A 20461-nucleotide genomic window follows, 5' to 3' on the forward strand; every position below is an offset into this window, starting at 1 on the left:
AGAGGAGAGGTGACGATGAACGACACGGACAAAAGGCAGGCGTTGCAGAACTGGCGACAGGCGTTGGTCCACGAGCATGCGTCACTGGACGCCGAGCAGCGTTACGACAAGGCGTTGATGGCCGCCGATGCACTCGAGGTGGCGGGCATCATCAGCAGTCGCGAGTGGCGCGAGCTGGTGAAGGAAGCCAATGCCTTTATCTTCCACTGAGGGGCGTTGCCAATGCCGGCAGTGCCTGGAGGTTAACGTCATGAAACTGACCGCGTTGGCGTTGCTGGTCGCCAGCCTGTCGATGCTGCAAGGGTGCTTCAACGAGCCCGAGCATGTCGACAAGGATACCGATCGCAGCAAGTCTTCCCTGCAGATGCAAAAGCCCGACACGCCCCCTGCGGAGCCGGCGCCTCGGCAACCCCCCAACAACTAGCTTGAGCGAACGTGCGCCCCAGTCAGCCGAGGCTTGGGGCGCAGGGCTCAGAAGGTGGGCGGGGTGATCACCCAGATCACCACCGCATCCACTTCACCCGGGTTGCCGTACTTGTGCGGCTCCTGGCTGGAGAAGCTGAAGCTGTCGCCTTCACCGAGTTCGAAATGGCGATCCCCCACCCACAGTTCGAAGCGGCCGGACAGCACGTACCCGGCTTCTTCGCCCTCATGGCTGTAGCTCTGCTGGCTGTAGGTGCCTGGCGGAAAGCGCGAATGGAGCATCTCCAGTTCGCGGTTGGGTTGCGGGGTGAGCAACTGGTCGACGATGCCGTCTTCGTAATGCACGCTCAGTCGGCTCTGCCGGCGCACCACGTAGCCGCTGTCCTCGGGGGCGGTGACCGCCTCGCTGGCGAAGAACCACTGGATGGTCACGCCCAGGCTGCGGGCGATATTGAACAGTGCCGGTATCGAGGGGTACGACAGGTTGCGTTCCAGCTGGCTGATATAGCCGGCGGTCAGCTCGCTCTGTTGCGCAAGCTCGGTCAGGGTCATGCCGCGACGCTTGCGAAGCCCGCGAATGCGCGTGCCCAGAAAGTGCGGCGCGGCGCTGCCGTCCTCGGCGGTGGGCGGCAGCTTGCTGTTGTTGCTCATGGCGTTATCCGATCAGCCCTGCAAAGGCCCGGAGTATAAACAGCCTCACAGGCTCGCGGCGACTTTAAGACCCTCATAGATGGCTTCCTCGGCGGTACGCGCCGCCAGGCAATCGCCAATGCGGTGTACTGGGGCCAGGTCCTGGATCTCGCCGGCCAGGGTGTCGACCGGGTGATGGCCGTGGCACAGCACCAGGGTGTCGATGCCTTCGAAGATCATCGCCTCGCCGCTGGCGGTGTGCTGCAAGTAGACGCTGCTGTCGTCGCAGCCATACAGCCGCGCATAGGGCGTGATCGGGATGCCCAGCTTGTGCAGCTCGCCGGCCATCTGGTCACGCACATACAGCGGCAGGCTCTCGCCACAGTGGGTACCGTTGACCGCCAGTTGCACCTGATGCCCGGCGCGGGTCAGGCGTTCGGCGATGCCCGGCCCGATCCAGTCGCAGCGCCAGTCCATCACCATCACCGAGCGACCGACCTGTACCTGCTCGCGCAGCACCTGCCAGGCGTCGACCACCTGCAACTCGCCGCCGCGCTCGAAAGCCGGCCAGTAGGGCGCGGCACCGGTGGCAACGATCACGGCATCCGGCTGCTCGCGCTCGACCAGCGCGCGGTCGACCCGGGTATTGCGCACCACCTCCACGCCGGCCAACTGCATCTCGCGTTGCAGGTTGGTGCTGGCACCGCCGAATTCGCTGCGCCGTGGCAGCAGTTGCGCCAGCAGCACCTGGCCACCCAGTTGGGCGGCCGCCTCATACAGGGTGACCTGATGACCACGGGCCGCCGCTACCGCGGCAGCCTTCATGCCGGCCGGGCCGCCGCCCACCACCATCACCTTCTTGCGCAGTGTGGCAGGCTGCAGTTGGCCGAACTGCCGCTCGCGCCCGGTCTCCGGATGCTGGATGCACGAAATCGGCAGGCCCTTGTGGAAGTGCCCGATACAGGCCTGGTTGCAGGCGATGCAGGCACGCACGTCTTCGGCCCGGCCGCTGTCGGTCTTGTTCGGCATCTGCGGGTCGCAGATCAGCGCGCGGGTCATGCCACACACGTCGGCCTGGCCGCGGGCAAGTATCAGCTCGGCCTCCTGGGGCTGGTTGATGCGCCCGGTAACGAACAGCGGAATGTCCAGGCTGGCCTTGAAGGTGCCCGCCTCGCGGGCCAGATAGGCGGCCTCGATGGCCATCGGCGGCACGATATGCACCGCGCCGCCCAGGGACGCCGAGGTGCCGGCCACGATATGCACATAGTCCAGTTGCCCTTGCAGGGCCTTCACCGCGCCGAGCGATTCATCTTCGCTCAGGCCCTCGGCGTCGCGTTCATCGGCGCTGATGCGCAGGCCGATAATGAAGTGTTCGTCGGTGCTGGCACGCACCGCGGCGATGACCTCGCGCACAAAGCGCAAACGATGTTCAAGGTCGCCGTTGTAGCCGTCGCTACGCCGGTTGACCCGTGGGTTGATGAACTGGGCGGGCAGGTACCCGTGGCTGGCCACCACCTCCACGCCGTCCACGCCCGCCTGATGCAGGCGCCGCGCCGCCGCAGCATAGCCGGCCACTATCTCGTCGATCATGCCTTGGTCAAGCTCGCGCGGCATCACCCGGAACCGTTCGTTGGGCACCGCCGAGGCCGAGTAGGCCACCGCCAGCAAGCCGTCGCTGGACTCCATGATCTCGCGGCCCGGGTGAAAGATCTGCGACAGCACCACGGTGCCGTGGGCATGGCAGGTCTCGGCCAGCCGGCGATACCCCTCGATGCAGGCGTCATCGGTGGCCATCAGCACGTGGGAGGTGTAGCGGGCGCTGTCGTGTACGCCGGCCACCTGCAGCACGATCAGCCCCACACCACCTTCGGCCCGGGCCTGGTGATAGGCAATCAGCTGTTCGTTGACCAGGTTGTCGGTGGGCATCGAGGTGTCGTGGCCGCTGGACATGATGCGGTTCTTGAGGCGCTTGCCACGGATCTGCAACGGGGTGAACAGGTGCGCGAAGGCGGTCGACATGGTGGTCAGGCTCCAGCGGGGGCGTTGTTATTATTTTTCTATGAAAGTGTACCGACAGTAAAAAATCAACTTGTTTTTTTACTTGGGTTTGATTAGCGTCGAGTCACCCCAGTGCAGGGGCTTACCTCACAAAAACAAGAAAGTGGACCACACCGGCGCCAGGCCGAGTGGTACCCGCAGGAGGATCCATCGATGAAAGCGTTCCCGCGTAAACCAGGCCTGTATGCAGTGCTGCTTGCCCTGGGCCTGGGCAGTGCCCAGGCAGCTCCGCAGATGGTAGTGGTGGGTTATGGCGGTGCCGGGCAGAAGGCCCAGGACGTGGCGTTCTTCCAGCCGTTCAGTGCCCATGACAAGAGCAAGCTGATACAGAGCGAGTACAACGGTGAAATGGCCCGCATCAAGGTCATGGTCGACACTGGCAATGTGGACTGGGATGTGGTGCAGATCGAAGGGCCCGACTTGATGCGCGGGTGCGACGAAGGCATGTACGAACCCCTCGACTGGAAGCAGCTGGGGCATGCCGACGAGCTGATCCCGGACGCTGCCCAGGCGTGCGGCTCGGCGGCGCTGGTGTGGAGCGTGGCGATCGCCTATGACCGAGACAAACTGGCCCAGGCGCCCACCTCCTGGGCCGACTTCTGGGACGTGAACAAATACCCGGGCAAGCGCGGCCTGAGGAAGCGTGCGGTGTACAACCTGGAGTTCGCACTGCTGGCCGACGGCGTCAAGGTCGAGGACGTCTACAAGGTACTGGCCACCCCCGAGGGCGTGGACCGCGCCTTTGCCAAGCTGAGCGAGCTCAAGCCCAACATCCAGTGGTGGGAGGCTGGCGCGCAGCCGGCGCAGTGGCTGACGGCGGGTGACGTGGTGATGACCTCCACCTACAGCGGGCGCATCGCCAGTGCCGCGCAGGCCGGTGCGCCGTTGGCGGTGGTATGGCCCGGCAGCCTGTACGGCATGGACTACTGGGCCATCATCAAGGGCTCCAAACATGTCGACCAGGCCAAGCGGCTGATCGCCTACACCAACGACCCGGCAGCGCAGGTGCGCTATGTAAAGCAGATTCCCTACGGCCCGACCAACACCCAGGCCGCGGCAAAGCTGGACCCGTCGCTGGCCAGCTGGGTGCCGACCTCGCCGCAGAACCTTCAAGGGGCGCTGTCGATGAATGTCGAGTTCTGGGTCGATCATGGTGACGAACTGGAGGAGCGCTTCAACGCCTGGGCTACCAAGTAGTCGTTGCAGCCCGTCTCCTGCACCGTTCTGCAAGAGCGGGCTCAGCTGTGAAGGGGCGCGCGGCGCCCCTTCAAAGTCTGGTTAAATACGCGCTTACCAGAACCGCCGGCGAGCCCGTTCCATGCACGATGACGACGATATCCACGAACCCGAGCACGACCACCTGCTCGACCACGAATTTCACGATCAATACATTGCCCCCGAGCCAGAGGCGGGCGGTATGGATGAGGATGACGAGGACGATGATGCCTGGGGTCTGCTCGACGATGACGATGACCAGCCGGAAGACCCATAGCCCTGCCGGCTTCACCATTCGTCGCGTGTGCTGCACCCTGGCCCCGGCCTGACCTCCAACTGACAGGGCCCGGATGTTCCGGGCCTTTGCTGGCGAGGTGTTCCATGACTGACCAAGTGACTGCCCAAGCCCAAGACCCCACCCAACCGACGACGGCTCCCGAAGACGTCGATCCGCTGGCACGCCCACCGGTGTTCACGCCAGATCGTCCCGAGGACTGGAAAGACCCGGCCAGCGGTGATGGCGTGCCCGATGACGAAGACATGCCGCTGCCCAATGATTGAGCGCAGGGGCGTCTGCCAGGGGGCTGGGGGGATCGCTGGCAGACACCCGGATGCCTGGCCCCATTCGACGACGTGGAGGTATTGATGACCGGTAATCAGCACAAACCAGAAGGACCGCATTCATCCGAGCACGCCTCTGAACGGGACACGCTGGACTTTGATCCCGATTCGCCAGACCTGGATGACCCGCAGGTCGATCCGGTAGGCCCGGCCAAGGCGCCCAAGGGCGGGCCAGAACCACGCAAGCCACCGCTTCTTGGCGAGTAGCCGCAAACAAGGGCCCGGCGCAATGCCGGGCCTTTTTGCAATCAGCCGTGCAATCAGCCGCCGGCTGCCTTGGCCGCGGTCACACCCGCCGCACTGAGCTTGATCGGGTAACGCACTGACGGTTCATCGTCGGCCCCAACGGTGACCGCACCGTCCTGGATCAACCCCTTGTCCTGCAGTTGCTTGAGCGTCTCGGCCACCGCCTTTTCGCCTTCGAAGTTGTCCAGCACTTCCTTGCCCAACCCGTTCGGGTGGGCGTGGTACAGCCGGGTGAGTACTTCGTTTTGCAGTGTTTGATTGGTCATTGCCTGCCTCGCAGTGTTCATGGGTATGAAGGGCGTTGCACAGCTTCCGACAGGCCAGGGCGGCAGGGATTCCACCGGATGTCGCGAGGGGGCGACCGGTTGCGTTACAGCAGGTTGCGGGGCGGGGGCGGGCAGCAGGGCCCTGAAACAGAACTGCCCCGGGCAACGCCGCGGGGCAGTGGGTCAAGCGCTACGCCGGGGCGTCAGGGCTTGTTGTTGAGCTTGCGCAGTTCTTCGTAGGTGGCCGACTGGACGAACCAGAAGCCGGAAACGATGCACCAGGTCAGCGTACCGACAATCAATGTGCCCAGGCCAGCCAGGAAGCTCTGGCTGAACATGAACAGGCCGGAAATCCAGATGACGGCCAGTGCCACGTACAGCACCACGTTGTTGACGCTGATAACAAAATCTTTCACGAGTAATCCTTCCCGAGTCATTGTCCACTGTCGCACGAACGGCGTGCGACAGGCCGCTATCATATTGATATTGCGACAACAATTCCATCGGAACGGGCGATGCGCCTGCCTGTCAGCGGCTAGCGAAAGCGCGGCAGCGGTCGGTCCAGGGTGAGGGAGGTCAGGGTCTTCTTCACCAGCACCTCGTCGGCTTCGACGGCCTTGAGGGTGTCGCGGATCTTGCCCGCCACCGGTACATCGCCCTGGCGGTCGATCCAGTCGGCGATCTCCTTGCAGGCCACGGCCAGGCGGTCCTGACGGTGGTTGATCAGGGTCAGCAGGGTGGTGATCTCTTTGTCGGACATGGCGCATTCCTCCCTTCGGCGAATTAAGTGTAGCAGTGCGCCGGCAGTTGGCCCCCCCAGCCTCAATCGGGTTTGCCGCGCACGATGCGCCCGTCCTTGACCTCGTCGGCATAGGCCTTGAGCTTGTCCGAGTCCCGGTACAGGCGGTTCATCAGGTGCAGCACCGCCACCACGTCGACGTCCTTGATGCGCTCGGCCAGCTTGCTGATTTCACCGGCGGTACGCTCAAGGTCGGTGGCGACCAGCTTCAGGTCACGTTTGAGTTCTGCGGAGGACTTCTTGATACCCATGGATACCTCGGATGGGCTGATTGCGTTCAAATGGGTGCATTCTAGCAGGCGACACCATCGGCAACAGAAGAGGGGAGGCACAGCATGAGCGCCAGGGTGCAGGTACGGGCCAACCGTCGTGGCCGCGATATCGCGGTGGGCGATGTCCATGGGCACTTCCAGCGCCTGCAGCAGGCACTGGATGCCGTCGGGTTCGATCCGGCCATCGATCGGCTTTTCAGCGTGGGCGACCTGGTCGACCGTGGGCCCGACAGCGAACAGGCGCTGGCATGGCTCGATCAACCCTGGTTTCACGCGGTGCAAGGCAATCATGAAGCGTTGGCCATTGCCCACGTGCGGGGCCACTGGCTGGACCAGGCGATGTACCGCGCCAGTGGTGGCGGCTGGTTTCTCGACCTGGATGCGCAGGCCCAGGCCCGCTTTGTGGCCGCCTTCGAACAGATGCCCCTGGCGCTGGAGCTGCAAACCCCTGAAGGCCTGGTTGGCCTGCTGCACGCCGACTGCCCGTTCGCGCATTGGCAGACACTGTGCGAGCACCTGGCAGGCGAACCTTCAGCCGATGTTCAGGAAGTGTGCCAATGGTCGCGGCGACGCTTGCAGCAGGGCGACACTGGCGAGGTTAAGGGCTTGCGTGCGCTGATCGTCGGGCACACCACGCTGCGCGAGGTGAAGGTGCTGGGCAATGTCTGGCACCTCGATACCGGCGGCTGGGCAAGCGGACACTTCAGCCTGCTTGATCTTGCCAGCCTTGAGTTACTGCAGACGCCTAGATGAACCACCACGGGTCACCGTTGGGCTTGGTGGGGGTTCGCCTGAGCTGGCGTATCGATACCCATGACAACGCGATGCCAACCAGCAGCATCAGGCCACTGAACACCATCTTGAACAGGATCGCGGCATGAAACGCGTCGGGGTTGTCACGCAGCGTATGGGTCACGTGGTGGACTGGCCGGATACGGTTGCTGACCATACTGGTCACGCTGCCCGCCTGCAGGTCTTGCAGGTTCAGCAGGGCCATCGCCAGGGCACCCAGAATCAACAGGAAGCCAGCCATCAGCAAGACCATCATATTGCCGCTGCCTACCCTGTTCGGGCGCATGGTCGCCTCCTGGCAGATTTCGAGAAGCGCGCGATCATACATGACTTGACGCTGGCCGGCAGGGCATTTGAAACTCGTTGCCCCAGCCACCGGAGCCCCTCATGGACCTGACCACCCTCGCGTTATTCATCCCGGCCTGTTTCGCCCTGAACATGGCCCCTGGCCCCAACAACCTGCTGTCGCTGAACAACGCCAGCCGCTACGGCCTGCGCACGGCCTGCCTGGCTGGCGCCGGCCGCCTGCTGGCGTTTGCCGGGATGATCGTACTGGCCGCCATGGGCCTGGCGGTGGTGCTGCATACCAGTGAATACCTGTTCCTGCTGGTCAAGGTGCTGGGCGCCGGCTACCTGTTCTACATCGCCTGGCAGTTGTGGCGCGCACCGGTCGGCGAGGCCGCGCAGGTCGGTGCACGCGGCGTGGGTACCCTGCGCCTGGCGCGTCAGGAGTTCCTGGTGGCAGCCGGCAACCCCAAGGCCATCCTGATCTTCACCGCGTTCCTGCCCCAGTTCGTCAGTGTGACAAGCGCCACGCCGGTGGCCGAGCAGTTCGCCGTGCTGGGGGCGATGTTCCTGGTACTGGAGTGGCTGGCCATCGCCATCTACGGCTGGCTGGGGGCGTACATGCAGCGCTGGTTCAACCAGCCTGCACCGCGTCGGCTGTTCAACCGGGTCAGCGCATCGTTGCTGGGCCTGGCGGGGTTCGGCCTGCTCGCCGCACGCCGGGCCTGAGCCCTACCAGCGGATGCGCAGCCCCAGGGTGCCGCCAATCGATTCCTGCTGGCGGCTGTCAAGGTTGGCGCTGTAGATCATTGCGCCGTACACCGCCACGGCGGGGCTCAGCCGGGCGCTCAGGCCGGCGCCCACGTCCATCCAGGTGGCGGCCTGATCAGTCCTGATCGGCTCGCCCCGTCGAACCGCAGGGTGTCGCGCCCGCCACTGCTGCGCCATACATTGCTGCGCAGGTAGGGCTCCAGTGGCACGCTGCCGGCCAGGTAGCTGCCCTTGATTCGTGCGCCAACGCGACCGGTCCAGTTGGTCTGACTGTCCTGGGTGACCGTTGAAATGCCATCGCTGCGTGTATCGAAGTCGACCTTGCGGGCGATCACCTGCACCTGGGGCTCGACCACCCAGCGCGCGCTCAATGCCAGCGGATAGCCGGCCTCCACCGAGGCCGCCAGGGCATGCCCATCCAGATCGAGCTTCACGCCGCGATCGGAACGGGCGCGGCCGTCCAGATCGGTGTACTGCAGCACCGTGTCCACGTACCACTGCCCGGGACCGATCAGCGTCCAGTAGGCGCCGACACTGTCGCCATCGAGGCGAACATCGCCCACCGCATTGTCTTCGAAACCCAGCGCGAAGCCTTTGACATCGCCATCGAGCCGGCTATGGCTGACATACACCCCGGCGTGCTGGCGATAACCGCCGTCGGTGTGCATCGCATACAGGTCATGACCCACCTCGAAACCGCTCAGGTTGCCGTCCAGGCTTGGCGACACCGTGCCGGACCACTGCTGGCGCAGGTGCTCGCCAAAGGTGCGGGCCCACCCGGCTGCCACCGGGCCTTGTTCGTCGAGCAGGCGTTGCTCGCCCTGGCGCTGGTGGAAGGTGCCCAGGGTCGACAGGCTGATGATGGCCGCGGCGCGGCTGGCCACCGCGTACACCGGCACTTCGGCGCGGTACAGCACGATGGCCTGCCCGGCGACCGGGGTGGGCAGTGGCGGGGTACCCGGGGCGGCCACGGGCGCCGGCACCACCGGTGGCGGTGGCTGGCCGGGCAGGGGCGGCGCCGATACCGGGGGCGCGACCACGCTCGAGCGCAGGTACCAGCTGTTCTCGCTGCCAGCGCTGACCCCGCCCTTGAACAGGTAGTACTGGTAGGCCCCGGCCGACAAGGGCTGGCCAAGGCTGAACGCCGTGCTGGTGCTGGTGGTGCCAGGGCCGGCCTCGACCACCTGGATGCCATCGGCCGCTGTCAGCGCGCCGCTGCCGCCCAGGTTGTTCACCTGAAGGGCAGTGCTGCCGGCCAGCGAGCCCTGGTTGACCACCAGCCGGTCGGAGGCGGCGCCGTCGCCTTCGAGCACGCTGTCGACCTTGAGCACGCCGTTGCTGCCTGCGTAGTTGCCGTCGAGGGTCAGGCGGCCCAGTGCATTGGCGCCGCTGCTGAGGTCGATGAGCCCGGCGTTGTTCACGCTCACCGATGTGCCGCCGGCAAACGCCGTCACCTGGCCGGTGCGCGCCACCAGCTGGCTGGTGGCATCGATCAGCAAGGTGCCGGTACCCGTGCCCTGGTCTCCAAGAACCAGGTGGTCATCCAGGTTGAAGACCGAGGCGTTGGTCAGGGCCATGCGCTCCCAACCGGTATAGCGCGCGCCCAGGCTGCTGCGGGTATGGTCCAGTACCAGGCTGTCGCTGCCCAGGCCGCCGTCCACCTGGCGCACCAGCCCCAGGCGGCTTTCGTCGAGGTTGGCCAGCAGCGCCTGGTCGCTGCCGTCGCCCATCAGCACCGCACCGCGCACGATGCCGTCGTCGCGCCAGGTGAAGCTGTCGTCGCCGAAGCTGAGCAGTACATTGCCCACCACCTCGCCACCGCTGATGGTCACACTGTCGTCGCCGCCGCTGACGCTGATGTTGCCGCCGATGCGTCCGCCACTGACGATGACCGTGTCGCGGTCAAAGCCTGTGACCAGGTTGGCGTCGATGATGCCGCCGGACATGTCGAACAGGTTGCGGTCCAGCTTCATGTCGACGCGCCCGATGCGCCCGCCGCTCATGTAGGCCACATCGCCATCTTCGAAGGCGCCGATGATGCGTCCGCCGCTCATCTGGAACAGGTCGCGGCCGTTGCCCTGCTGCAAGGCCTGCAACTGCCCGCCGGTCATGATGAAGGTGTCGATGCCCGCGCCCTGATCGAGCACGCCGGTGATGATACCCGACGCCATTTCGACGCGGTCGGCGCCGGGGCCGAAGGTCACGCTGCCGGCGAGGGTGCCGCTGCCCCCGGCCGGCAGTATCAGCGTGTTGTCACCGCCAGGGTCGACAAGGGAGGTGCCAATGCCGCTGTCGCAGACATAACGATCGTTGCCGCCGGTAGGGGCGAAGGTGCAGTCCGCCTGACTTGTCAGGGCCCACGGGCCCAGCAACGGCAGGCACGCCAGGGCAACGCGGCTGGGCGGGCTCATTTCGTCCTCCTTGGGCTAGCGATCGGCCCAAGCGATACAGGGCTGCGACGGCGGTCGCAACTGGCAGAAATGATAGGTGGTCATCGGAAATGTGCACATTGGCGCAAAAACGCCTGACCGATGGCACGCCTGTCGATCAGGGCAGAGGGCTCAATCGCGGTAGAACACCTGCACCAGGTGGTAACCGAATTTGCTCTTGATCGGGCCGTGTACCACCCGCAACGGCTTCTTGAAAATCACCTGGTCGATGGCGCCCACCATCTGTCCCGGGCGTACTTCGCCCAGGTCGCCGCCGCGTTTGCCCGACGGGCAGGTGGAGTACTTTTTCGCCAGCACATCGAAGGCTTCGCCCTTGGCGATGCGCTGCTTGAGCTGTTCGGCCTCTTCGGCGGTCTTGACCAGGATGTGACGGGCCTGTGCTTTCATGTTGCCTCTGTTACGGGTAAAACCGGCGATTATGCCTGATTCGGGGCAGGGCGGCTTGGCGCGCCGTGCCCCGAACCCACGCCTTGGCGGGTTACTCCACCGTGGCGCGTTTCACGTCGCTGGAAGCCGACCAGATGCGATAGCGCACTTCCACGTCCTTGGGGGTGTAGACCACCACCGGCAACTTGCTGTTGTAGCGCAGCAGGAAACCATCGCCGACCACCGGCACGAAGGCGTCGATCTTCTTGTTGTCGGGGCAGCCCATCAGGGTAGAGACAGGGCCCATCACCTTGTCCAGCCGGTAGTAACTATAGCCCCAGCCTTCGAGGGTCTTTTCTTCGAGGTTGCCACCCAGGCGCTGCAGGTTGCAGTCCACCTTGAGGGTCTTGCCGGCCAGTACCTCGACCTTGAATGCCGACTCGTCTTTCTGCTCGGGCAGGTGGATCACCTGGCGCACAAAACCGTTTTCGGCTTCGGGATAAGGGGCCACATCCTTGAGGCTGGCTGCGAGAACAGGGGCGCTGAAAGCCAGGGGCAGCATGACCAGGGCGGTCAGGGAAAGCGGTCGCATAAAAGCTCCTTGCGGTTTGAAAATGACAGTCGTAGCCGGCCAGCGGTACCTGCGCCCCAGGCCGATGGCTACTGGGCCAGCCAGCCGCCATCGATGTTCCAGGCGGCGCCGCGTACCTGGCTGCCGGCTTCGCTACATAGAAACAATACCAGCTCGCCCAGGTGTTGCGGTGTGACGAAGGCGTGCGAGGGCTGCTTTTCGGCCAGCAGGTCCTGCTGGGCCTGCTGCGGGTCGACCCCGCTGGCGATGCGATCGTCGATCTGCTTCTGTACCAGCGGGGTGAGCACCCAGCCGGGGCAGATGGCGTTGCAGGTCACGTTGCTGGTGGCGGTCTCCAGGCCCACCACCTTGGTCAGCCCGACCACCCCGTGCTTGGCCGCCACATAGGCGGCCTTGCCTACCGAGCCGACCTGCCCGTGCACCGAGGCGATGTTGATCACCCGCCCCCAGTTGCGCTGGCGCATGCCGGGCAGTGCCAGGCGGGTGCTGTGAAACACCGCCGAAAGGTTGAGCGCGATGATCGCGTCCCAGCGTTCCACCGGGAACGCCTCCACCGGGGCGACATGCTGGATGCCGGCGTTGTTGACCAGGATATCGACCCCGCCGAACTCGCGTTCGGCATAGGCAAACAGGTCGCTCAGCTGTTCCACGCTGCCAAGGTCTGCCGCGTGGTGCCCCACCCGGGTGCCATGCCGGCCCACCTCGGCAAGCGCTGCACTGGCGTCGCCGAAGCCGTTGAGAATCACATCGGCGCCAGCGCCGGCCAATGCCTGGGCGATACCCAGGCCGATGCCACTGGTGGAACCGGTAACCAGTGCGACTTTTCCTGCAAGGCTCATGGAAGTCTCCTTAGACAATGCCTGTAGCGTAGAAGGTAGCGATCACCACGAAGACTGCCAGGGTCTTGATCAGGGTGATGCCGAAGATGTCCTTGTAGGCTTCGCGGTGGGTCAGGCCGGTCACCGCCAGCAGGGTGATCACTGCGCCGTTGTGCGGCAGGGTGTCCATGCCGCCGCTGGCCATCGCGGCCACTCGGTGCAGCACCTCCAGCGGAATGTTCGCCGCGTGCGCCGCACTGATGAAGCTGTCGGCCATGGCCGCCAGCGCAATGCTCATGCCGCCGGATGCCGAACCGGTGATGCCGGCCAGCAGGGTCACGGTGATGGCTTCGTTGACCAGCGGGTTGGGAATGTTGCGCAGCGCATCGGCCAATACCAGAAAGCCTGGCAGCGACGCGATCACCGCGCCGAAACCGTATTCCGACGCCGTGTTCATCGCCGCCAGCAGGGCACCATTGACCGCGCTCTTGCTGCCCTCTGCCAGGCGCGTGCGGATGGCGCCGAAGGCGCTGACCAGCACCAGCAGGATGCCCAGCAGCAGGGCGGCCTCGACCGCCCAGATGGCCGTCAGCTTGGCGATTTCGGTCTGTACCGGGGCGCTCATGCCGGGCAGGCTCAGGCTGTGGGTCTTGCCGTACCACGCCGGGATCCAGTGGGTGAACAGCAGGTTCATCACCCCCACCAGCAGCAGTGGCGACAACGCCAGCAGCGGGTGCGGCAGGGTCAGGTCGGCGGCGGTTTCGGGCTCGTTGCGCAAGTCGCTGCCGTAGCCTTCACCGGCGCGCTGCGCCTTGTTGCGCTGGCGCTGCAGGTACAGCATCCCGGTGCAGAACACGAACAGCGTACCGATCACGCCAAGCCAAGGCGCGGCCCAGGCGGTGGTGTTGAAGAAGGTGCTGGGGATGATGTTCTGGATCTGCGGGGTGCCCGGCAGGGCGTCCATGGTGAACGAGAACGCACCCAGGGCAATGGTGGCTGGTATCAGACGTTTGGGGATGTCGCTCTGGCGAAACATCTCGGCGGCGAACGGGTACACCGCGAACACCACCACGAACAGCGACACGCCGCCATAGGTGAGCAGCGCGCACACCAGTACGATCACCAGCATGGCCTGGCGTGTGCCCAGCAGGCGAATGGCGGCAGCCACGATCGAGCGCGAGAAACCCGAGAGTTCGATCAGCTTGCCGAACACGGCGCCGAGCAGGAACACCGGGAAATAGAGCTTGATGAACCCGACCATCTTTTCCATGAACACCCCGGTGAAGGCGGGCGCGACGGCGGAAGGGTCGGTAAGCAGCACCGCGCCGAGGGCGGCGATGGGGGCAAAAAGAATCACGCTGTAGCCACGGTAGGCCGCCAGCATCAGCAGCGCCAGGGCTGCCAGGGCAATGATCACACTCATTGAGTGTCTCCTTGGGTGCATCTTGTTTTTGTTGGGATGCAGCCCTTAGCGAAGACCGTGCCATGTTAATAAGCTATTGATTTATATGGATAAATACTAATTCCAGTGGAATTTATCGAATGATTGTCTCTGGTTTGAGACTGGCTGTGCCGTGCGTGCGCTTGCAGCGCAGGAGGATCTGCACACGGGGTATGCCTGACACACCGTGCACTCTGGTTTTGCGACCGCTTCGCGCTCGTTCGCCGGCAAGGCCGGCTCCTACGCCTCTGGCCGGCAGGCCGTAGGAGAGGGCCTTGCCCCGCGATCTGGTGCGCAGCGCCAGTAAAACCTGTACATGCGGTCCGCCTGATACATCGCGCAGTCAGGGTCTACGACCGCTTCGCGCCCGTTCGCCGGCAAGGCCGGCTCCTACGCCTCGGGCCGGCAGGCCGTAGGAGCGGGCCTTGCCCCGCGATCTGGTGCGCAGCGCCAGTAAAACCTGCACATGCGGTCCGCCTGATACATCGCGCAGTCAGGGTTTACGACCGCTTCGCGCTCGTTCGCCGGCAAGGCCGGCTCCTACGCCTCGGGCCGGCAGGCCGTAGGAGCGGGCCTTGCCCGCGATCTGGTGCGCAGCGCCAGCAAAACCTGCACATGCGATCTGCCTGGTACACCGCGCAAACAGGTCTATGACCGCGTTGTGCCGATTCATCAGCAAGGCCGTCTCCAGGTTGAGATGCCAGTCTCTCTATTGAGACTTGATCCCCAGAGCCGCCAGCTTCTTGTACAGCGTCGAACGCCCCAACCCCAGCTCACGCGCGGCTTGCGGCACATTCCCGGCGCAGCGGGCAAGGGCGTTTTCCAGCAACTGGCGCTCGAATGCTTCGCACGCCTGCCTGTAGTCGGTTACGGGGTCGGTGTCGACTGTAAGGGGCGTCAACGGTCCCAATGCCGATTGCACCTGGGCGGCAGTCAGTTGCTGCTGGTCGGCCATCAGCGTGGCCCGCTCCAACACGTTGCGCAGCTCACGAATGTTGCCCGGCCAGGCATGTCGGGCCAGCAGCGCCTGTGCCGGTGCCTGCAGCTCATGGCGGCTGCCCAGCTCCTCCAGAATCGCCTCGCTCAACGCCGGCAGGTCATCGAGCCGGGCACGCAATGGCGGCACCTCGATCGGTAGCACGTTCAGGCGGTAATACAGGTCGGCGCGAAACTCCCCGCGGGCCATCGCTGCCGAAAGGTCGCGCGAAGTGGCAGCAATCACCCGCACATCGCTCTGCAGCATCTGGTTGGAACCCACCGGCTCGTATTCCTTTTCCTGCAGCACGCGCAGCAGTTTGCTCTGCAGCGCCAGCGGCATGTCGCCGATCTCATCGAGAAACAGCGTGCCGCCTTCGGCCACCTGCAGCTTGCCCGGCCGGCCCTTGCGGTCGGCGCCAGTGAACGCACCCGGCGCGGTGCCGAAGAATTCGGCCTCCAGCAGATCGTGCGGGATAGCGGCGCTGTTGATGCTGACAAACGGCTTGTGGGCGCGGGGCGAGGCGGCGTGGATGGCATGGGCGAGCAACTCCTTGCCCGTGCCGGTCTCACCCAGTAGCAGCACCGGCGAATCGCTGCTGGCCCCACGCCGCGCGCGGCGTTTGACCTCAAGGCTTGCGGCGCTGGTACCGATGAACTGCGCAAAGCTGTACTTGGCCTGGCGCGCACGCAGCAGCGAGCGGGTCGAGGCCAGTTCCTGCTGCATGCTGGCATAGCGCTTGAGCAGCGGCGAAAGGCTGTGCAACTCATCGAACAGGGCAAAGCCGATGGCGCCCATCACCGCGCCCTCGGCATCGTGGATCGGCAGGCGCATCACCACCAGCGGCTCCTTGGGCGTGTCGAGCATGTCCAGCAGAATCGGCCGGCCCTGGGTGATCACGTCGCGCATCTGGCTGCCGGGGATCACGCTTTCACACGGCTGACCAATCGCAGCACTGGCGTCCTCCAGGCCAAAGCGCCGTGCGTAGCGCTGGTTCATCCACACGATTCGTGCATCGCGATCGACGATGATCGTGCCCTCGCTGGATTGCTCGATGATCTCGAACAGCGAGCGGATCGCCAGTTGGCGCACGCGCTGGTAGTCCTTGAGGCTGTCACTGTCTTGCATGGGCCGCTCCGCCGTAATGAGGCTGCGATTATGCCCGTGGATCGAACGCCTCGCGCAATGCGTCGCCGATGAACACCAGCAGCGAAAGGATCAACGCCAGGGTGAAGAATGCGGTAAACCCCAGCCATGGCGCCTGCAGGTTCTGTTTGCCCTGGTTCACCAGCTCGCCCAGGGAGGCGCTGCCGGCGGGCATGCCGAAACCGAGAAAATCCAGTGCAGTGAGGGTCGAGATGGCCCCGGTGAGAATGAACGGAAGGTAGGTGAGGGTGGCGTTCATCGCATTGGGCAGAATGTGCCGCACGATCACCAGCCGATCGGGCAGGCCCAGCGCCCTGGCGGCCTGCACGTATTCCAGGTTGCGCCCGCGCAGGAACTCCGCGCGCACCACGTCCACCAGCGCCAGCCATGAAAACAGCGCCATGATTCCCAGCAGCCACCAGAAGCCGGGTTCCACAAAACCACTGAGAATGATCAGCAGGTACAGCACCGGCAGCCCCGACCACACTTCCAGCAGGCGCTGGCCGATCAGGTCCACCCAGCCGCCGTGGTAGCCCTGCAGGGCGCCGGCGGCCACGCCGATCACGGTGCTGATGGCGGTCAGCAGCAGGGCGAACAGTATCGACACACGGGTGCCGTACAGCACCCGCGCCAGCACGTCGCGCGCCTGGTCGTCGGTGCCCAGCCAGTTGGTGGCGGTGGGTGGGCTGGGGGTGGGTACCTGCAGGTCGTAGTTGGGGGTGTCGGCGCTGAAGGGGATCGGGGCAAACAGCATCCAGCCACCCTGGCCCTCGATCAGCTGGCGCACGTACTGGCTGCGGTAGTCGGGCTGGAACGGCAACTGGCCGCCGAACTGCTGTTCGGTGTAACGCTTGAAGGCGGGGAAGTACAGGCTGCCCTGGTAGCCCAGCAGCAGCGGCTTGTCGTTGGCCACCAGCTCCGCCCCCAGGCTGAGCAGCAACAGCAGCCCGAACGCCCACAGCGAGAACCAGCCGCGGCGATTGCGCCGAAAATTCGCCAGCCGGCGCCTGGACAACGGCGACAGGCGCCGCATCAGTGCTGCCTCGTGGCAAAGTCGATACGCGGGTCGACCAGGGTGTAGCACAGGTCGCCCAGCAGGCGGATCAACAGGCCGAACAGGGTGAAGATGAACAGCGAACCGAACACCACCGGGTAATCCCGCGACACCGCCGCCTCGTAGCTCATGCGGCCCAGGCCGTCGAGCGAGAAGATCACTTCGATCAGCAGCGAGCCTGCGAAGAACACCGTGATCAGCGCCTGGGGAATGCCCGCCACCACCAGCAGCATCGCGTTGCGAAACACATGCCCGTACAGCACCCGACGCTCGCTCAGGCCCTTGGCCCGCGCGGTGACCACGTACTGGCGGGTGATCTCGTTGAGGAAGGCGTTCTTGGTCAGCAGGGTGAGGGTGGCGAAACCGCCTATCACCAGCGAGCCCACCGGCAGCACCAGGTGCCAGAAATAGTCGGCCAGCTTGCCGGCCAGGCTCAGCTCGGCAAAGTTTTCCGACACCAGCCCGCGCACCGGAAACCAGTTGAGCGAGGTCCCACCGGCAAACAGCACGATCAGCAACAGTGCGAACAGAAACGCTGGCAGCGCATAGCCGATCACGATCAGCGCACTGCTCCAGGCATCGAAAGCGCTGCCGTGGCGGATGGCCTTGCGGATGCCCAGCGGGATCGACACCAGGTAGGTGATCAGGGTGGCCCATAGGCCCAGTGAGAGGGTGACCGGCAACTTGTCCAGGATCAGGTCGGTGACCTTGGCACCGCGAAAGAAGCTGCTGCCGAAATCCAGCTGGGCGTAGCGAGTGAGCATCAGCCACAGCCGCTCGTGGGCCGGCTTGTCGAAGCCGTACTGGCGTCTGATGGTCTCCAGCAGTTTGGGGTCCAGCCCGCGGCTGGCCCGCGAGTCGCTGTGCAGCGTGTCGCTGCCGGCCCCCGGCGCACCGCCGCCGATACCCTGCAGGCGCGCCACGGCCTGTTCTACCGGGCCGCCCGGTGCCGCCTGGATGATCACGAAGTTCACCAGCAGAATGATCAGCAGGGTGGGCAGTATCAGCAGCATCCGGCGCAGGATGTACGCAGTCATGGCGCAGCCTCCAGCCGCTCGGCCATCTGCGCCGTGGTCAGCGGGGTGGGGCTGACCTCCCACCAGGTGTCCAGCGCCGGGTCATTGCTGGCTTGCACCCTGGGGATGCCGAAGCGGTTCCACCACACCGTGGAGGCGCCGGGCGGGTAGTAATTGGGGATCCAGTAGTAGTTCCATTGCAGCACCCGGTCCAGCGCATGGGCATGGCGCAGCATGTCGGCCGGGCTCGCGGCCTTGACCAGGCCGTCGATCAGGCTGTCCACCGCCGGGTCCTGCAGGGCCATGTAGTTGCTCGAGCCAGGGTCGGTAGCCGCCGCCGAGCCGAAGTAGCTGTAAAGCTCCAGCCCCGGCGAGGGCGACACCGGGTAGCCAGTGACGATCATGTCGTAGTCACGGGCCATCAGCCGGTTGACGTACTGGGCCGCGTCGATGCGGCGTATGTCCAGGGTGATGCCGATCTGCGCCAGGTTGCGTTTCCACGGCAGCAGCAGGCGCTCCAGGCCCGACTGGCCATTGAGGAAGGTAAAGCTCAGCGGTTCGCCCCGGGCATTGACCAGTTGATCGCCCTGCGGGCGCCAGCCGGCCTGCTGCAGCAGAGCGAGGGCTTGCAGCTGCTTGTCACGGATCAGCCCCGAGCCGTCGTTGCGCGGCGCCTCGAACACCCGGTCGAATACCTCGGCCGGCACCTGGGCACGCAGGGGTTCGAGCAGGGCGAGCTCTGCGCGGTCGGGCAGGGCGCGGGCGGCCAGCGCACTGTTGGCGAAAAAGCTCTGCTGGCGGATGTACAGGTTGCGCATCATCTGCCGGTTGCTCCATTCGAAATCCCACAGCAGGCCCAGTGCCTGGCGCACGCGCCGGTCCTGGAACACCGGGCGCTGCAGGTTGAACACATAGCCCTGGGCATTCTGCGGCGCCCCTCGGGCCAGGTGCGCACGTTGCAGGCGCCCGTCGTCCAGGGCCGGGCCGTTGTAGCCGATCGAATAGCCGGTGGCGGAGAACTCGCGGTTGTAATCGTAACCGCCACCGCGCAGCACCTGGCGTGCCACGTCGGTGTCGCCGAAATACTCGATCTTCAGCTGGTCGAAGTTGTAGCGCCCACGATTGACCGGCAGGTCCCGTGCCCACCAGTCGCGGTTGCGCTCGAAGGTGATGCTGCGCCCGTTGTCGACCCGTGCGATGCGGTACGGGCCGCTACCCACCAGCGCCTGGAAGCCGCCGCCGTTGGTGAATGCATCCTGGTCGAGCGCGTGCTCGGGCAATACCGGCAGCGACGCCAGGTCCAGGGCCAGGGTACGGTTCTGATTGTTCTTGAAGTCGAAGCGTACCTGCAGGGGCGTCTCGACCACCACAGCAGCCACGTCGGCAAACTGCGTGCGGTACTTGAGATTGCCTTCACGCAGCAGCAGTTGGTAGGTGAAGCGCACATCCTCGGCACGCACTGGCCGGCCATCGGCAAAACGCGCACGCGGGTCGATGTAGAAGCGCAGCCACAGCCCATCGGCGCTGCGCTCGAGCTTTTGCGCGATCAGGCCGTACACGGTATAGGGCTCGTCCAGTGACCGAATGGCCAGCGGTGCATACAGCCAGCCGTCCACCTCGCTGACCCCGGTGCCCTTGTCGATGTAGGGCAGCACATGGTCGAAGCCGCCGATTTCCAGCGCCGAGCGACGCAGGCTTCCACCTTTCGGGGCTTGCGGGTTGACGTAGTCGAAATGGCTGAACGAGGCGCGGTAGCGGGGGGCTTCACCATAGACGGTGAGGGCGTGGCTGGGGGCGGCGATCAGGGTTTGCCAGGGAGGCAGCAGAAACAGCAGCGGGGCAAGGGCGAACAGCACAATGCGGGTCAAGCCCGCTCTCACAGGAGCGGGCCGACCCTCGACACGGCCGGCAGATGCGGCCAAGGCCGATCAGTCCTGGCGGCTGGTCACTTCCAGCAGGTGATAGCCGAACTGGGTCTTCACCGGGCCTTGAACAGTGTTCACCGGTGCGCTGAACACGACGGTGTCGAACTCCTTGACCATCTGGCCGGGGCCGAACGAGCCCAGGTCACCGCCCTGGCGGCTGGAGGGGCAGGTGGAGTTGGCCTTGGCGATTTCGGCGAAGTCGGCGCCGGCTTCGATCTGTGCCTTGAGTTCGTTGCACTTGTCTTCGCTGGCGACAAGGATGTGACGGGCGGTGGCTTTTGCCATGGAGAATGCTCCTG

26 protein-coding genes are annotated in these 20461 nt (G+C 65.1%); 7 read left to right on the top strand and 19 right to left on the bottom strand.

Annotated features, from left to right (window positions below):
* Positions 1-15 precede the first annotated feature (15 nt).
* Positions 16-210: a hypothetical protein gene (locus QMX96_RS01770; RefSeq protein ID WP_054914550.1), complete on the top strand. Its 195-nt coding sequence runs from the start codon at positions 16-18 to the stop codon at positions 208-210.
* Positions 211-250: 40 nt separating this feature from the next.
* Entirely contained in the window at positions 251-424 is a 174-nt protein-coding gene (locus QMX96_RS01775; protein ID WP_167400191.1) for a hypothetical protein, read from the top strand.
* 47 nt (positions 425-471) lie between these two features.
* Here the strand turns inward: QMX96_RS01775 and QMX96_RS01780 are convergent, their stop codons facing one another.
* Both QMX96_RS01780 and QMX96_RS01785 read right to left on the bottom strand, forming a co-directional pair.
* Entirely contained in the window at positions 472-1074 is a 603-nt protein-coding gene (locus QMX96_RS01780; RefSeq protein ID WP_043861479.1) for a cupin domain-containing protein, read from the bottom strand.
* A 45-nt stretch (positions 1075-1119) separates the two neighbouring features.
* Positions 1120-3072 (bottom strand): FAD-dependent oxidoreductase, encoded by a 1953-nt coding sequence (locus tag QMX96_RS01785; protein WP_253086700.1) that lies wholly within the window; start codon positions 3070-3072, stop codon positions 1120-1122.
* Positions 3073-3264: 192 nt separating this feature from the next.
* On the opposite strand from QMX96_RS01785, the gene QMX96_RS01790 reads away from it, so the two are divergent.
* Positions 3265-4308 carry an ABC transporter substrate-binding protein gene (locus tag QMX96_RS01790; RefSeq protein WP_282360862.1) on the top strand — a complete coding sequence of 348 codons (1044 nt, stop codon included), beginning with the start codon at positions 3265-3267 and terminating at the stop codon, positions 4306-4308.
* Positions 4309-4378: 70 nt separating this feature from the next.
* Here the strand turns inward: QMX96_RS01790 and QMX96_RS01795 are convergent, their stop codons facing one another.
* Complete coding sequence (locus QMX96_RS01795) at positions 4379-4621, bottom strand: hypothetical protein (protein ID WP_278929890.1); 243 nt, start codon at positions 4619-4621, stop codon at positions 4379-4381.
* Between the two features lie 86 nt (positions 4622-4707).
* On the opposite strand from QMX96_RS01795, the gene QMX96_RS01800 reads away from it, so the two are divergent.
* Positions 4708-4887 carry a hypothetical protein gene (locus QMX96_RS01800; protein ID WP_080922870.1) on the top strand — a complete coding sequence of 60 codons (180 nt, stop codon included), beginning with the start codon at positions 4708-4710 and terminating at the stop codon, positions 4885-4887.
* Positions 4888-4971: 84 nt separating this feature from the next.
* Positions 4972-5154: a DUF6021 family protein gene (locus QMX96_RS01805; RefSeq protein WP_078480403.1), complete on the top strand. Its 183-nt coding sequence runs from the start codon at positions 4972-4974 to the stop codon at positions 5152-5154.
* 53 nt (positions 5155-5207) lie between these two features.
* Here QMX96_RS01805 and QMX96_RS01810 read toward each other — a convergent pair whose 3' ends face one another.
* From QMX96_RS01810 to QMX96_RS01825, 4 genes are all read right to left on the bottom strand, one after another.
* Positions 5208-5459 (bottom strand): hypothetical protein, encoded by a 252-nt coding sequence (locus tag QMX96_RS01810; protein WP_043861483.1) that lies wholly within the window; start codon positions 5457-5459, stop codon positions 5208-5210.
* Positions 5460-5662: 203 nt separating this feature from the next.
* On the bottom strand, positions 5663-5875 hold the full coding sequence (locus QMX96_RS01815; protein ID WP_043861484.1) for a hypothetical protein: 213 nt from the start codon (positions 5873-5875) through the stop codon (positions 5663-5665).
* 119 nt (positions 5876-5994) lie between these two features.
* The gene (locus tag QMX96_RS01820) at positions 5995-6219 is read right to left on the bottom strand and encodes a hypothetical protein (RefSeq protein ID WP_043861485.1); all 225 of its coding nucleotides are present in this window, start codon (positions 6217-6219) and stop codon (positions 5995-5997) included.
* Between the two features lie 62 nt (positions 6220-6281).
* Positions 6282-6509, bottom strand: a complete 228-nt coding sequence (locus QMX96_RS01825; protein WP_043861486.1) for a hypothetical protein — start codon at positions 6507-6509, stop codon at positions 6282-6284.
* Between the two features lie 84 nt (positions 6510-6593).
* Here QMX96_RS01825 and QMX96_RS01830 point away from each other — a divergent pair, with 84 nt between their 5' ends.
* Positions 6594-7283, top strand: coding sequence for a metallophosphoesterase (locus QMX96_RS01830; protein WP_282360875.1), 690 nt, complete (start codon positions 6594-6596; stop codon positions 7281-7283).
* Here the strand turns inward: QMX96_RS01830 and QMX96_RS01835 are convergent.
* Positions 7276-7608, bottom strand: coding sequence for a hypothetical protein (locus tag QMX96_RS01835; protein ID WP_058540160.1), 333 nt, complete (start codon positions 7606-7608; stop codon positions 7276-7278). The genes QMX96_RS01830 and QMX96_RS01835 overlap by 8 nt on opposite strands.
* A gap of 101 nt (positions 7609-7709) precedes the next feature.
* Here QMX96_RS01835 and QMX96_RS01840 point away from each other — a divergent pair, with 101 nt between their 5' ends.
* Positions 7710-8336 (top strand): LysE family translocator, encoded by a 627-nt coding sequence (locus QMX96_RS01840; RefSeq protein ID WP_043861489.1) that lies wholly within the window; start codon positions 7710-7712, stop codon positions 8334-8336.
* Positions 8337-8339: 3 nt separating this feature from the next.
* Here the strand turns inward: QMX96_RS01840 and QMX96_RS01845 are convergent, their stop codons facing one another.
* The 11 genes from QMX96_RS01845 to QMX96_RS01895 all read right to left on the bottom strand — a co-directional run bounded on the left by QMX96_RS01845 (position 8340) and on the right by QMX96_RS01895 (position 20447).
* The gene (locus tag QMX96_RS01845; protein WP_282360877.1) at positions 8340-8477 is read right to left on the bottom strand and encodes a hypothetical protein; all 138 of its coding nucleotides are present in this window, start codon (positions 8475-8477) and stop codon (positions 8340-8342) included.
* Complete coding sequence (locus QMX96_RS01850) at positions 8456-10789, bottom strand: autotransporter outer membrane beta-barrel domain-containing protein (RefSeq protein ID WP_282360879.1); 2334 nt, start codon at positions 10787-10789, stop codon at positions 8456-8458. The genes QMX96_RS01845 and QMX96_RS01850 overlap by 22 nt, the downstream gene beginning before the upstream one ends.
* A gap of 150 nt (positions 10790-10939) precedes the next feature.
* Positions 10940-11215 carry a peptidylprolyl isomerase gene (locus tag QMX96_RS01855; RefSeq protein ID WP_038611202.1) on the bottom strand — a complete coding sequence of 92 codons (276 nt, stop codon included), beginning with the start codon at positions 11213-11215 and terminating at the stop codon, positions 10940-10942.
* Between the two features lie 91 nt (positions 11216-11306).
* On the bottom strand, positions 11307-11786 hold the full coding sequence (gene eco, locus QMX96_RS01860) for a serine protease inhibitor ecotin (RefSeq protein WP_054914544.1): 480 nt from the start codon (positions 11784-11786) through the stop codon (positions 11307-11309).
* Between the two features lie 68 nt (positions 11787-11854).
* Positions 11855-12625, bottom strand: coding sequence for a 3-hydroxybutyrate dehydrogenase (gene hbdH, locus QMX96_RS01865; protein ID WP_104572437.1), 771 nt, complete (start codon positions 12623-12625; stop codon positions 11855-11857).
* 10 nt (positions 12626-12635) lie between these two features.
* Positions 12636-14027, bottom strand: coding sequence for a GntP family permease (locus QMX96_RS01870; protein ID WP_058540163.1), 1392 nt, complete (start codon positions 14025-14027; stop codon positions 12636-12638).
* Between the two features lie 727 nt (positions 14028-14754).
* Positions 14755-16149, bottom strand: coding sequence for a sigma 54-interacting transcriptional regulator (locus QMX96_RS01875; protein ID WP_088514940.1), 1395 nt, complete (start codon positions 16147-16149; stop codon positions 14755-14757).
* A 28-nt stretch (positions 16150-16177) separates the two neighbouring features.
* On the bottom strand, positions 16178-17200 hold the full coding sequence (locus tag QMX96_RS01880) for an ABC transporter permease (RefSeq protein ID WP_116054047.1): 1023 nt from the start codon (positions 17198-17200) through the stop codon (positions 16178-16180).
* Positions 17200-18258: a microcin C ABC transporter permease YejB gene (gene yejB, locus QMX96_RS01885; RefSeq protein WP_282360895.1), complete on the bottom strand. Its 1059-nt coding sequence runs from the start codon at positions 18256-18258 to the stop codon at positions 17200-17202. The genes QMX96_RS01880 and yejB overlap by 1 nt, the downstream gene beginning before the upstream one ends.
* Complete coding sequence (locus tag QMX96_RS01890) at positions 18255-20096, bottom strand: extracellular solute-binding protein (RefSeq protein ID WP_282361086.1); 1842 nt, start codon at positions 20094-20096, stop codon at positions 18255-18257. Before QMX96_RS01890 ends, yejB begins: the two co-directional genes overlap by 4 nt.
* Before the next feature lie 69 nt (positions 20097-20165).
* Positions 20166-20447, bottom strand: coding sequence for a peptidylprolyl isomerase (locus tag QMX96_RS01895; protein ID WP_043860171.1), 282 nt, complete (start codon positions 20445-20447; stop codon positions 20166-20168).
* Positions 20448-20461 lie beyond the last annotated feature (14 nt).

This window comes from Pseudomonas sp. PS01300, assembly GCF_029960155.1.
Lineage (GTDB): Bacteria > Pseudomonadota > Gammaproteobacteria > Pseudomonadales > Pseudomonadaceae > Aquipseudomonas > Aquipseudomonas palmensis.